Here is a 13,161-nt window from a genome sequence, read left to right as displayed (position 1 = left end):
TTTTTATTTTTATGATATAAATTTTGTAATACAATAAAACGTTGATTTTAAAGGGATTTAAAAGATGTTTTTCAACTTTTTTTCAGAAACTCTAAGCAAGCTTTTTGACAAAGTGACCATATAATGATAATCTTATGTAGTCACTTAAAGTTTTAAAGTTAGAGAGGATGAAAAATTTGAATAAAGTAGAAATCAAACATTTAACCAAAATATTTGGTCGCAAGGTTAATCAAGCCTTGAAAATGATTGAGAACCAACAAAGTAAAAAAGAGATTTTAGCAAAAACGGGTGCGACAGTTGGGGTATATGATGCCAGCTTTGAAGTAAAAGAAGGCGAAATCTTTGTCATCATGGGATTATCAGGGAGTGGGAAGTCCACTTTAATTCGCTTATTAAATCGCCTAATTGAACCAACGAAAGGTCAGATTTATATCGATGGCCAAGATATTGCTAAGCTAGACCATGAAGGCTTAAGAGAGGTTCGTCGTCATAAAATAAACATGGTCTTCCAAAATTTTGGCTTATTTCCACATCGAACTATTTTAGAAAATGTTGAATATGGGTTAGAGATTAAAGGAGTCGATAAGGCTACTCGTGTGCAAAAAGCCGAGCAAGCTTTAGATAATGCTGGCTTACTGGACTTTAAAAATCAATTACCTAATCAACTATCTGGTGGGATGCAGCAACGAGTAGGTTTGGCTCGTGCATTAGCCAACGATCCAGAAATTCTATTAATGGATGAGGCATTTTCAGCGTTGGACCCATTAATTCGTCGCGAAATGCAGGATGAATTGCTTGATTTGCAGGCAAAAGTGAAAAAAACCATCATCTTTATCACTCACGATTTGAATGAAGCCCTAAGAATTGGTGATCGTATCGCCTTGATGAAGGACGGTCAAATCATGCAGATTGGTACAGGGGAAGAAATTTTAACGAACCCAGCCAATGAATTTGTTCGTGAATTCGTGGAAGATGTGGACCGTAGTAAGGTATTAACTGCGCAAAATATTATGGTGCCAGCTATTACCACCAATATCGAGCTAGATGGTCCGAATGTGGCATTAACTAGAATGCGTAGAGAAGAAATTAGTATGTTATTAGCAGTTGATCGCAATCGTAATCTCAAAGGAATTATTACTGCCGATCTAGCGCTAAAAGCCCGTAAAGAAAATTTACCGTTATCAGCGGTGGTTGAAACAGAAGTACCAACAATTAATAAGGATATGTTGGTTACAGATATCTTTAATATCATTTATGATGCGAAAACACCATTAGTCGTAACCGAAAACAATCGTGTATTAGGTGTAGTTATTCGCGGAAGTGTCATCGAGGCGTTAGCAGAAACCAATGAAGGACAAGAAACGCCAGTAACAGAAAGTGAGGAAGTTGTTCATGGATAATTTATTACAAGCATGGCCAGTGGCTAAGGCAGTGGAGGCTATTACCGAGTGGCTGACGGTTCATTTGGGTCCATTTTTCCAATTGATCCAAAAAATTGGTCAGTCAGTGATGGATTTTATCAGTCAGGCGTTGTTAATCGTGCCAATTCCTGTCTGGATTATTCTATTAACCGGTATTGCTTGGTGGATTACTAATCGTAAATACGGCTTAGCGAGCTTTACTTTGCTTGGCTTAGTCTTTATCTGGAATCAAGGCTTGTGGGAAGCTTTGGTTCAAACAACGACTTTAGTTTTAGTTGCTAGTGTGCTATCGATTCTCATTGGGGTACCACTAGGCATTTGTATGGCCAAAAGTAGTAAACTGCAAAAAATCTTATTACCAATTCTTGACTTTATGCAAACCATGCCGGGATTTGTTTACTTAATTCCAGCGGTTGCCTTCTTTGGTATCGGTATGGTTCCAGGGGTGTTTGCCTCAATTATCTTTGCCTTACCACCAACCGTTCGTTTTACGCATTTAGGGATTAAACAGATTCCAACCGAGCTAGTCGAAGCATCAGATTCATTTGGGGGAACGCCTTGGCAAAAATTATTTAAATTAGAGTTGCCTTTAGCGAAAAAGACTATCTTAGCCGGTGTGAACCAAACAACCATGTTGGCCTTATCAATGGTCGTTACAGCTTCAATGATCGGTGCACCTGGTCTTGGTCGTGGGGTCTTAGCAGCCTTACAAAAAGCCGATATTGGTAGTGGGTTTGTCAATGGACTATCACTAGTTATCTTAGCGATTATTATTGATCGTTTCATTCAATATACCAACCAAGAAAAACAAGTAGTTACCGATAAAGCTGCTCGTCGTAAAAAAATGGCCGCCATTATCACTGCAGTCGTGCTATTATTAGGCATCGGTGTAGGAGTGAAACAAGCGATTCAGCCAGAGAAAAATAAAGGAACGGTGCGTTTAGCTTATGTACAGTGGGATACCGAAATTGCTTCAACCAATGTCGTAGCTGAGGTCTTAAAGCAACAAGGCTATAAGGTTGAAATCACACCGCTGGATAATGCGGTGATGTGGGAAGCGGTAGCCAATAATCGTGCAGATGCGATGGTGGCAGCTTGGTTGCCAAATACGCATGCCAGCCAATACAAAAAATACAAAAATCAATTGGTCGATTTAGGCGCCAACCTAAAAGGGGCTAAAGTCGGTTTAGTGGTCCCAAGCTATATGGATGTGGATAGTATTGCCGACTTAACTGATCAAGCTGACCAAAAGATTACCGGAATTGAACCAGGTGCCGGTGTCGTTGCTGGAGCACAAAAAACCGTCAAGGCTTATCCTAACTTGCAAAATTGGCAGGTTGAAACTTCATCCTCTGGTGCGATGGTCGTTGCCTTAGACAAAGCTATTAAAAATAAACAACCAATCGTGATTACCGGTTGGTCTCCACATTGGATGTTTGCAAAATATGACTTGAAGTATCTAGCTGATCCAAAGAAAACGATGGGTAGTGAAGAAGCCATTCACACCATGACTAGAAAAGATTTAGCTAAGGATATGCCAGAAGTAAACCGTATTTTAGATCAGTTTAACTGGAGTACCAAAGATATGGAAAGTGTCATGTTAGCCATTCAAAAAGGCAAATCACCAGAACAAGCAGCGAAAGATTGGATCAAAGCCAACCAAAAACAAGTAGCTAATTGGGTGAAAAAATAAGCCAACCAAAAAGTAATAGGAAAAAAACAGGAAGCTTGCAGCGCAGGCTTCCTGTTTTGCTTTAGTCGCTTTGTAAATGGATAGAGCTTGAATAAACCATTTCAGTCTAGAAAAAAATCTACTGGATATAGTCTTTTTAAGGCAGTATTTTGTCTAATTTTTTCAGACTTTGTTATAATAGCTGTAGTAAACAATGAGTGAGGATAAATAAATGGACTTTAATCAATTATTTCATCAACCAAGTGTGCGTCCTTATTTAATGAGTGCACGCTTTGGCTTAGAAAAGGAAAGTCAACGAGTAGATTTAAAAGGTAATTTAGCCAAGACAAATCATCCAGCTACATTAGGCAGTCGTGACTTCCATCCTAATATTCAAACCGATTTTGCTGAAACGCAGGTCGAATTAATTACGCCGGTGCGCGCAAGTATTCCTGAGGTGTTGCGCCAGTTAGCCATGCTACATGACGTCATCTATCGCTCGATGCCTAAAGAAGAGATGCTTTGGCCGTTAAGTATGCCCCCAGCTTTGCCAGAATCGGAAGACGAGATTATTATCGCTAAGTTAACTGACCAAGAGGTTGCTTATCGTGAATATTTAGCTAAAGTATATGGTAAACGCAAACAGATGGTTAGTGGCATTCATGTCAATTTTGAATTTGCCGAGGAGTTGTTCCGAGCGCTTTTTGCTGAACAAGATGAATGGACGGATTTTGAGGAGTTTAAAACAGCAACCTATCTACATGTCGCCCAACAATACTTACATTATCGTTATATCTATACATATTTTTATGGTGCTGCTCCTTATGCTTTAGATAATTACTTTACCGAAGATGCACCGACGCAACCTGTACGAAGCTTGCGTAATTCAAATTATGGTTACAAGAATAAAGAGGAATTAAAGGTTTCTTATCGTAGCTTTGCTTGCTATCGTCAAAGCTTGGCTGATCTAGTAGCACAAGGAAAATTGATTGCGGAAAAAGAATTTTATTCTGCCGTCCGCCTACGCCACAATCGCCAAGTGCCTGATTCAGCAAGCATTCAATATATTGAGTTAAGAAATGTGGATTTAAATCCTTTTGAAGAAAATGGCATCAACGCTGAACAGTTAACTTTCTTGCAGGCTTTCTTATTATTTTTATGCACGAAAGAAAAAGTTGAAGCAGTAGAAGACTATATTCGCATGGGAGAAATAACTAATCATACGGTAGCAATAGAGCATCCTTTTGCTGTATCTAGCTTGCAAAACGAGCTACAAAGCTTTATGACTGCATTTAAGGCCTTTATTTCTGATTATCAGTTACCAATTGATCCAGAATATGTAGCCAATTGGGAAAGCATGGTTGCCCATCCTGAGCTAACCTTAGCGGGCCGTTTACTCACTGCCTTAAATGGTCGCAATCAAGCAGATTGGGCGGTGGAAGCAGGCTTAGCTTATCACAAAAAAGCTTGGGCGCATCCCTATCAGCTAGCGGGCTATCGTGGCATGGAGTTATCGACACAAATTTTGATGTTTGATGCGATTCAAAAAGGTGTGCAAGTTGAGGTCTTAGATGAACAGGATCAGTTTATTCAACTAACCTATCAAGGTAAGACCGAATATGTCAAAAAAGCGAACATGACTAGTAAAGATTGCTATGTCGTTCCTTTGATGATGGAAAACAAGGTGGTAACTAAAAAAATTCTAGCTAAGGCTGGCTTTAACGTGCCAAGCGGAGCCGAATACCATGATTTCGACCTAGCCTTAGCCGATTATGAAAAATATCGCCAACAAGCAATCGTGGTTAAACCAAAGAGTACCAATTACGGTTTAGGAATTACTATTTTCAAAGAAGCTTTTAGTCAAGATGATTATAAAGAGGCGTTACTTTTTGCATTTAAAGAAGATCAAGATGTATTGGTAGAACGTTTTATTGAGGGAACGGAATATCGCTTTTTTGTCATTAATCAAGAAGTTCAAGGAATTATGTTACGCGTGCCGGCTAATGTCATAGGTGATGGCATTCATACCATTCGTGAACTAGTTGAACAAAAAAATACTGATCCATTACGCGGACGCCATCATCGCTATCCATTGGAAAAAATTCGCTTAGGTGAAATCGAAGCCTTGAATCTAAAAGAACAAGGTTATCAATTTGATGATATCTTAGCGAAAGGGCAAAAGGTTTACTTGCGCGAAAATTCCAATATTAGTACCGGTGGCGATTCCATCGATATGACCGATGCAATTGGTGAAGACTATAAAACAATCGCCGTCCAAGCAGCTAAAGCGCTGGGAGCAGAAATCTGTGGGATGGATTTAATCATTCCAGATTATCAGCAAGCTGCGAGCTCACCAGATGCGTATGCGATTATCGAAGCGAATTTTAACCCAGCGATGCACATGCATGCCTATCCTTATCAAGGTAAAGGGCGCCGCTTGACCTTATCTGTTTTACAGTTATTATTTCCAGACTTAACAGTTTAATAATAGAGCCAAAAATCCCCTTAACACTCAGCGAAACAACTAAGTGCTAAGGGGATTAAAGATGTGAAGCAAGTTGGTTAACTAAGAGAAAATAAGTACTAGCGTGGTGGAATATCAATTATGTTTAAAGATATTCTACACCACGCTAGCTTATTTTCCGAGTAGTTACTTGCTGAACACAGATTATGATAAGGATGTTTTGTAAGTCGTTCAGCTACGAGCGGATAAGTTTTCCCGGCTAGCAGAAAAGAGAGTGGGTTACAGATGAAACCATTTTTGTAAGAATGAAGGCTTTGGTGGTTGCTCTTGTGTACTAGAATTCTTTTCAGACCATTTTCGAGCAATATCAATAATTGGTTCATCGACCGCTTGCGTGCTAACCAGTAACAAACCGATTGTTTCTAAAGTTGGGGCTTCGTTGGTTTGAATGATTGTAAATTTACGCTGCGCTTGTGCGCATATATGCAGATAGGTTGCTTGCAGACTTTCCGGTAGGTTCCCATTAATTCTGATTTCAGCCTCAGGATAGTCTGGTAAATGCTTGGCAAATTGCGCTTGCCAAGTGCTATCTTGCATCTGTTGCATCGTCATACTCAGATAGCAACGCTCACGAAAGGTGCCTAAATAGCGATGCTGTTCCTCTGGTTTAATTTGTGGGGTACCATAACGACTATTGTCTAGATGTTTTTGCAATTCATCAGCCATAAATATCCTCCAGTTTTTCTTTCATTGTAGCATAATTTTGTCCACCACCAAAATGCTAACCCAAAGTAATCCCTGTAAATCTTCTACTCTGCAAAAAAAGTGTACCTTTGCTATACTAGACTTAGCAAAGGTTAGATGAAAGGATGATTGTGTATGCATTTAAGTATTTCGAAAGAAGCACAAGAAAAAATTCAAGAGAAAATGCAGCCTGGCGACTATCTGATTTTAGATTATGAAGATGCGACAGGGCCTTTTGTAGATAGTCAAGCTTCTTGTCAGCTATATCCTAGTTTTCGTATCTTATTGGTACCAGCTAGCTTTCCGGAGGCACAATTAGCTGTTTATGATCATCAGCACGACACTGAGCTGGGGATTGTCTATATGAAATCACGCTCAGAAATGCTTTTAGATCAAGAAGTTCGTTTAATTGTCGAGCCTGTTTATCACAGCTTACAATTGAAGGCGGATAGTGGGATTTTAGCGAATAATTTGGAATTAAAACGAATTAATCCAAAAGATTATGAAAACCAAGCGCCTAGTTCAACGATTGGTTGCTAAAAAATGTCGCCCTTTTCTTCTTTAGCGTAAGAAGGAAAGGACGACGTTTTTGTTTTGCATAAAATGGCTCATCCGTTTAGTTTTGCACAAGTTGCAGGAATTTTTTTGGTAAACGTTGACTAATAATCACGCCTAAAATACCAGCGCAAGTTGCTTTAATCAGATCAGGTAGAAGAAAATTAACGCCACCGACCATCAAAGCTTGACTAATTGGCATACCAGTAGCGAATTTTAACCAAATGCTACCAATGATTAAAGTTAAGACAAAGCCTAGCATATTTGCTAAAATGGCCCAAGGCAGATGGTTGGGTTTGAGCTGGATTAGGCTGCCAATGGTTAATCCGCAAACAATAAAGCCCCATAAATAGCCCCCAGTTGGTCCAAATAAAGCGCCTATTCCAGCAGAACCTCCAGCATAAACGGGTAAACCAATGGCTCCTAAAACTAAATAAATGACAATCGCCCAAGTACCAACCTTCCGACCTAAAATTGTAGCAGTCAAGCCTACAATAAAGGTTTGTAAGGTTAAGGGGACAATCGGTAGTGGAATAGTAATTTGTGCCACTACGGCAATGATAGCTGCAAAAATCGCAGCGATTAATTGTTGTTGTAATTGAAATGATTTCATCAATAAAAGCTCCTTTTGTTAACCTGTATTATTTTTCGTTAACTTGATGTAAGTATATAATTACGTTAACCAAAAATCAATACCTAGTTAACGAAAAAACAATAGAAAAACTTACTCGCTTAAATTTTCAATCAATATATTTAGCAATTGTCATCAAGAAATGAATGGTTAATACTTAAGTGAAGGCAGAAGTAGGTGAGGGTTACTTGTTGTCAAGATATTCAAACGTGTTTATTGAAATGATAGAGAGGGGATAGTTATGATCGATTTAGCTGAGTTGCAGCAAACGGAATTTTTTAAAAAGTATCAAGGGAGCTATGTTGGCGATAAAATTTTAAGAGATTACTATAAAATACCGTTAGCAAAGCAGGCTACTAGTACTCATTTTAGTTCGTATGAAGAAGTGTATACATGGAATCTACAAATATTTCAGGATATTTTGGCTTTAATAGGGTTACCTAAAGCAACCGATGAAATGCTGTGGAAGCTAGCGTATGTTATCTATATAGATCCAGATGGTTATGCGACAAGAAAGCGTGCGAATGTGATTTGTACAGCTGATGCTTTATTATCGTTTAAAAGAATCTATACCCAATATGGTTTTAATGAACAAATGATTAAAGTCTATGCCAGCTATCGCAAACAACCATTGATTTATTTTCCCAGAGAAAAAAATGGCATTAACATGTCTAGAGCTTTTGTATTTGGTGATCGGATTGATTCGACTTTATTAGATTTGAAAGTTTATTATGAAAATGGAAAAAATCCTGCTAACTGCAGGTTGAACAAGGCATTTCAATTAGCAAAAACAGCTGCATTTTTACAATCTTTTACTAATTTTGCAGAGTTGGTGGATTGGCTAGGGATTAGAGGGAGTTTTGTCGATGAGCGAAATGAAGTATTTGATTTGGAAAAAGGTCATGAGGCTATTTTAACCGATTATCATATCGAAACAAGCTGGGAATGGTCAGCTAATTATTATGAACATGTAAAATTAGCGATAGAAAAATATATAAATTTGAAAGTGAATAAAAGATAAGTGATGTGAAAATTAAAAGGGCTCTTCTGTCTATAGGGATAAGCCAATTAATGAGTTTTTGATACGACTTATAATTCTGGCTTGATTTATGTCATTAATTGTAGTATTAATAAGAAGAATAATCGATAAGTTTGTTGTTTTTCGTTTTTAAAATAACTAATATTTATCTATTATATCCAAAAATATATTGATTTGGTGAGAAAATGTTGCTTTTAGAATATGTTTATTAATAAAAGTGTATTTTTTCACCATCTTTATTGTTATCAATTTTGTTGAGGAGAGGAGTCGTATTTGGTTCAAAACAGCCAAATACAAATACAAAAAATGGATAAGAAAGTGAAATTAACGCTAGTTGCTGTAGGGGTAGTAGGTTTATTAGGTGTAGGTGGTTATGCTTATAACCAAAAAATTGAACATGATCGCTATGAAGCCAATGTCAACGCTGCAATTGAAAAAATTGACCATGAAGTTAAGCAGGCAGCTGTTATCAAGGTGGCAGCTAATCAAAATGCCGATAATGAGGCGAGCATAGTTAACCAAGCCAAACTAAACGAGTTGAAAAAGTTACAAAAGGATTTAAAAGCTTATAAAAATGGCAAAGAAGCCTACAAACCAGTAATTAACAAATACAAAGAAGAAATCAAAGCTTTACAGAAATATTTCAAAGATATTAATCAAGTTGCAGTGGATAAATTGACAACGACTAAAGAATCTTTGGATAAAAATAATGATAAAGCTAAATTACAAGATAGTTCTAAACAACTAGATACTATCAACAATACAGTTAAATCTGAAATTAATGTAGTTTATAGCACGAAAGAAGCTAAGACTATTCAAGATAAAATTGCAACGATGCAAAAATTATACCAAGATCGCATTAAAGCTATTGAAGCAAAAGAGAAGGCCGATGCAGAAGCAAAAGCTAAGGCTGAAGCAGCAGCTAAAGCAAAAGCTGAAACAGGAAATGATGCAGCTGTTGGCTATAATGCTCAAGGACAAGCTGTAGATGCAGGTGGTAATGTAGTACAAAATTACAACCAAAGCGGAAGTGGTTCAAACAACAGTGGATCAAGTTCGGCTGGCTATGCTGGTGGTAGCTATAGTGGTGGATCAAGTTCAGGCAACTACAGTGGCGGCACAAGTGGTGGAACAAGTAGTTCAGGAAGTACTACAAACAGCGAAGTGCACCCACCAGAAGGTTGGACAGTCCATCGGGTTCAAAATGAAAACCCAGACGCTGCTCATGCTAGCTATACAACTGAAGATGAAAATGGTTTACATGCTTGGGATGGTTATGGAAATGATTTAGGAGGAGGAATTTCATTTGGAAATTAAGAAAGAATTGAAAATATTTTTAATTTTCCCTTTATTATTTACTACCTTTCTTTTTTTTAGAGAAAAACAAAGTAGTTCCGATAGGTGTTTAGCAGGAATTTTAGCAGAAATTTATTAATAATGACAACATATTAAAACAAAGAATAAAAGCAAGAGGCGATGAATGTAATCTTGCTTTTATCTTATTTTTAATGGAAAGATAGGTTAGTAATCAAGATGAAAAAGCAATATATTATGGGAATTATTTTAGTAGTCCTTGTGCTAGGTGGAATTGGCGCGTATCAATACTATCAACATAGTCAATATGAAAAAGCAATAAGCAAACAAGTAACTACCATTCAAAATAAGTACAAACAAGCTAGCGCCGAAAAAGCTAGCGCAAAGAAATTAGCAGATTTAAAGCAGCTACAAAAAGACCTTGTAAACTATACAATGAAGAAAGAAAAAGATAAGCGTGTCATAAAAGCTTACAAACAAGCGATTGCTCAGTTGGTGAGCGATTTTAAAGCAAAAAATGATCAAGTTTTAAAAGATAATACCTCTGATATAAGTAAAGAAGTCAATCAAGAGGTTTTAAAGACGAAAATAAATCACCTGAATCAATTGTTAACAACAGTAAAAGCGCAAAAAGACGTCGTGTATCAGACAACATCAGCAAAGCAACCAGTTAAAAATACGGAAAACCAAAAGCAAAAATCCACAGCAAATCATCCAAAGAGTGAGTATACGCAATATGTTGAAGAGATTCAAAATACTATTCACCTTTATAATAAAAAAATAGCAGAGATACAGGCTGCAGAACAGCAAAAGGCAGAACTAGCCAAGAGAAAAGCCGAAGAAGAACGTAAAAATCAAGAACGTCAACGTATCGAAGCACAAAAAGCACAAGCTGCTAAAATGAATTTTGAAGAAATAAAGAATTGTAATTTTCAAAGTATTCAAGGTAAATGGCAAGCAATTGTAGCCGCAATAAATTATCATAATGGTCAAGGCTACGTATGGCAAGTAATTGATACACCGAATTATTTAGATATTAGTCAAACGCAAATCTCTGGCAAATTCGATACGATGTTTGGGGAATTCGCACTAAATTCTAACGGCCTTACTACTAGCCAAAGTACTAATTTGCCGACTACTTTTTCTGTGCGCGAAGGAGTTTTAGTAATCGATAGTACAGATGGTGGAACTGCTTGGAGCCTATCATTTCATCCTAAAGAAGTGGAAATTGAAAAAAATAGACCAGATGAGCCGTTACCGGAGTCTATTCACTCAAATACTGAGCATATTGCTGTGCGCGCTTCGGGAATGGGAGGTCCAAGTGTGGTTTATGAGCGTATTTCATAAGCATTAGGCAATATAACCATTAACTGCTTTTATTAGCATAGAAAGAGACTCAGACCATTCCGCTTGATGCAGGAATGGTCAAAATCTTTGTATTGATAGATAATAGCTTATGTAAGAGATTAAAAATATCATACGGAGAGGTGGAGGTATTTATGAATCAATTGTCGGCACGAATGACCATCCAAAAGTATTTACAAGAACGACAAATAGTGTTTTTTGATTATCTCAATCATGAGAATAGATGTTTGGTTGTAAATTTACAAGGGTTTGAGAATTGTCCGGCCAATCGACTAGAGGCTAGTTTTTGTTTTTATTCAAAGTGTGTTGAAGTACGCGTCTATTATACTCAATTCGCGAGTAATTGGTTAAAAAATAAAAAGGACGATTTATCACGTATCTACCGTTTATTGAATTATTTAAATGCAACGATATGGCTACCTATCAATGATGGTAGACAGGAATCGATTTATCCAAAAAGTTATTTTTATACTCCGCGCTTTATCCTTACAGAAGATGAAACTTATGATTTATGCTGTGAGGCCTTAATTGATTATGATGTTTTTGAAATGGCTCCACTTGCGACTTTAGATTATTTTACTGCAGTTATTCCAGAGTATTTAAATGAAGTCTCTATTCCGATTTTCTTTACTCTACTAGATAAAATTACGGTAGATGAAGCAATTCAAATGATTGAACAGAAAAAATCTAGCCTTTTTTAAGTGATAAAATGCGATAATCTGAAGCCGCAGCTAATAAAAAAGTTGAGAAATTGCTAACAGGTATAGTTTAGCTGAAAAAAGAAGTCGTGTATCATAGATAAAAAGGTGCTGATCCAAAAGTCGTCAAATAGAAAATTTAAAAATTATTTCTTGATAATTTTAAATTTTCATAAAAGATGAAAATCCGAATGTTCAACTTATTTTTTATAAAATTATTGTTGAACATTCGGATGAGTTTATTATTTAGTTTTTATATTGGACTTTTGGGTCAGCCCCTTTTTGTTGCTCTACCTTTCTTTTTCTATTCATCCTTATCATGCAATATGAGAATCCTTCAGAAATCGCTTAAATAACGTGATATAATGGTAGTTGAGGTGAATAAAATGGCGAAAATTTATGCGTTAAGCGATATTCATGGGTGTTTAGCTCCACTAAAAGAAGCTTTATCACAGATTCGATTGCAGGCAGAGGATCAAGTGCTGTTTTTGGGTGATTATGTCGATCGTGGGCAGCACTCGTATCAAGTTTTACAAACAATTATGGATTTTGAGACACGCTATCCTGGGCAAGTGACGGTGCTTTTAGGCAATCATGATGAGTGGTTGTGTGAGTGGCTATTTTATTCGACAAAGAAGTTTGTGGGGTATGGGCTAAATATGGGGTTAGTGACGATTGAGAGCTTCTTTGATGAAAGCAAATTGCAAGCAATCCTTAATAGTCAAACCGATGCACCAACTATCCATGCACGTTTAGCCGCAGTAGAAGAAGCCTTGCGAGCAGCGATTCTAGTAGAACCTCGTCATCAAGCGCTATTAGCTTGGCTGAAGCGTAAGTACCAATTGCCACGCTATGTGGAAACGAACACGCAAATTTTTGTTCATGCGGGTGTGGATGAAGAAACAGGAGAACATTGGCGGCTTTTTACGCCAGATGAAATCTATACTTGTAAATATCCATTTACGACTGGTGAATTTTATAAAACCATTATTTGTGGGCATTTTCATTCTTCGCTAGTTGCCGATGATGAGGAGTATCTTGGTCGAGTCTATTATGATCAAGCGAGTCATTATTTTATTGATGGTTATGTGAATAAAAGTGGGACCATTCCGATTTTAGTCTATGATACGCAAACGCAACGCTATACTGCTTTGGAAAAAATAGCGGATCGCTGGCAAGAGGTTGTGTTGGATAAATGATAGAGATATAGGTGTGTACTAAGAAAGTGATGAATAATAAAAAAGCTGGTAGTCAAAAT

12 protein-coding genes are annotated in these 13,161 nt (G+C 37.2%); 10 read left to right on the top strand and 2 right to left on the bottom strand.

Features of this window, described 5'->3' with window-relative positions; genetic code table 11:
- The first annotated feature begins 176 nt into the window (after window positions 1–176).
- From RK02_RS07480 to gshAB, 3 genes are all read left to right on the top strand, one after another.
- Window positions 177–1,400, top strand: a complete 1,224-nt coding sequence (locus RK02_RS07480; RefSeq protein WP_016183650.1) for a quaternary amine ABC transporter ATP-binding protein — start codon at window positions 177–179, stop codon at window positions 1,398–1,400.
- The gene (locus RK02_RS07475; RefSeq protein WP_016183649.1) at window positions 1,393–3,114 is read left to right on the top strand and encodes an ABC transporter permease/substrate binding protein; all 1,722 of its coding nucleotides are present in this window, start codon (window positions 1,393–1,395) and stop codon (window positions 3,112–3,114) included. The genes RK02_RS07480 and RK02_RS07475 overlap by 8 nt, the downstream gene beginning before the upstream one ends.
- Window positions 3,115–3,325: 211 nt before the next feature.
- Complete coding sequence (gene gshAB / locus RK02_RS07470) at window positions 3,326–5,578, top strand: bifunctional glutamate--cysteine ligase GshA/glutathione synthetase GshB (protein ID WP_016183648.1); 2,253 nt, start codon at window positions 3,326–3,328, stop codon at window positions 5,576–5,578.
- A 258-nt stretch (window positions 5,579–5,836) separates the two neighbouring features.
- On the opposite strand, the gene RK02_RS07465 is transcribed toward gshAB, so the two are convergent.
- Complete coding sequence (locus tag RK02_RS07465) at window positions 5,837–6,283, bottom strand: YueI family protein (RefSeq protein WP_016183647.1); 447 nt, start codon at window positions 6,281–6,283, stop codon at window positions 5,837–5,839.
- 153 nt (window positions 6,284–6,436) lie between these two features.
- On the opposite strand from RK02_RS07465, the gene RK02_RS07460 reads away from it, so the two are divergent.
- Window positions 6,437–6,841, top strand: a complete 405-nt coding sequence (locus RK02_RS07460) for an iron-sulfur cluster biosynthesis family protein (protein ID WP_016183646.1) — start codon at window positions 6,437–6,439, stop codon at window positions 6,839–6,841.
- 76 nt (window positions 6,842–6,917) lie between these two features.
- On the opposite strand, the gene RK02_RS07455 is transcribed toward RK02_RS07460, so the two are convergent.
- Window positions 6,918–7,469 carry a biotin transporter BioY gene (locus RK02_RS07455; protein ID WP_016183645.1) on the bottom strand — a complete coding sequence of 184 codons (552 nt, stop codon included), beginning with the start codon at window positions 7,467–7,469 and terminating at the stop codon, window positions 6,918–6,920.
- Window positions 7,470–7,728: 259 nt separating this feature from the next.
- On the opposite strand from RK02_RS07455, the gene RK02_RS07450 reads away from it, so the two are divergent.
- The 6 genes from RK02_RS07450 to RK02_RS07430 all read left to right on the top strand — a co-directional run bounded on the left by RK02_RS07450 (window position 7,729) and on the right by RK02_RS07430 (window position 13,102).
- Entirely contained in the window at window positions 7,729–8,508 is a 780-nt protein-coding gene (locus RK02_RS07450; RefSeq protein ID WP_016183644.1) for a DUF6994 family protein, read from the top strand.
- Window positions 8,509–8,799: 291 nt separating this feature from the next.
- A complete protein-coding gene (locus RK02_RS07445; RefSeq protein ID WP_016183643.1) occupies window positions 8,800–9,843 on the top strand; it encodes a hypothetical protein in 1,044 nt (347 codons plus the stop codon).
- A complete protein-coding gene (locus RK02_RS12495; protein ID WP_018451662.1) occupies window positions 9,833–9,961 on the top strand; it encodes a hypothetical protein in 129 nt (42 codons plus the stop codon). The genes RK02_RS07445 and RK02_RS12495 overlap by 11 nt, the downstream gene beginning before the upstream one ends.
- A gap of 98 nt (window positions 9,962–10,059) precedes the next feature.
- A complete protein-coding gene (locus RK02_RS07440; RefSeq protein WP_016183642.1) occupies window positions 10,060–11,187 on the top strand; it encodes a hypothetical protein in 1,128 nt (375 codons plus the stop codon).
- 152 nt (window positions 11,188–11,339) lie between these two features.
- Entirely contained in the window at window positions 11,340–11,906 is a 567-nt protein-coding gene (locus tag RK02_RS07435; protein WP_016183641.1) for a hypothetical protein, read from the top strand.
- 383 nt (window positions 11,907–12,289) lie between these two features.
- Window positions 12,290–13,102: a metallophosphoesterase gene (locus tag RK02_RS07430; RefSeq protein ID WP_016183640.1), complete on the top strand. Its 813-nt coding sequence runs from the start codon at window positions 12,290–12,292 to the stop codon at window positions 13,100–13,102.
- Window positions 13,103–13,161 lie beyond the last annotated feature (59 nt).

This window comes from Enterococcus columbae DSM 7374 = ATCC 51263, assembly GCF_000406925.1.
Taxonomy (GTDB): Bacteria; Bacillota; Bacilli; order Lactobacillales; family Enterococcaceae; genus Enterococcus_E; species Enterococcus_E columbae.
The sequence above is the reverse complement of the archived record's forward strand: the minus strand, read 5'-3'. Positions and strand labels throughout refer to the sequence as shown.

Coding starts and splice junctions, on each gene's coding strand:
- RK02_RS07475 (WP_016183649.1), top strand. CDS start 1,393: ATGGATAATTTATTACAAGCATGGCCAGTGGCTAAGGCAGTGGAGGCT.
- gshAB (WP_016183648.1), top strand. CDS start 3,326: ATGGACTTTAATCAATTATTTCATCAACCAAGTGTGCGTCCTTATTTA.
- RK02_RS07465 (WP_016183647.1), bottom strand. CDS start 6,283: ATGGCTGATGAATTGCAAAAACATCTAGACAATAGTCGTTATGGTACC.
- RK02_RS07460 (WP_016183646.1), top strand. CDS start 6,437: ATGCATTTAAGTATTTCGAAAGAAGCACAAGAAAAAATTCAAGAGAAA.
- RK02_RS07455 (WP_016183645.1), bottom strand. CDS start 7,469: ATGAAATCATTTCAATTACAACAACAATTAATCGCTGCGATTTTTGCA.
- RK02_RS07450 (WP_016183644.1), top strand. CDS start 7,729: ATGATCGATTTAGCTGAGTTGCAGCAAACGGAATTTTTTAAAAAGTAT.
- RK02_RS07440 (WP_016183642.1), top strand. CDS start 10,060: ATGAAAAAGCAATATATTATGGGAATTATTTTAGTAGTCCTTGTGCTA.
- RK02_RS07435 (WP_016183641.1), top strand. CDS start 11,340: ATGAATCAATTGTCGGCACGAATGACCATCCAAAAGTATTTACAAGAA.
- RK02_RS07430 (WP_016183640.1), top strand. CDS start 12,290: ATGGCGAAAATTTATGCGTTAAGCGATATTCATGGGTGTTTAGCTCCA.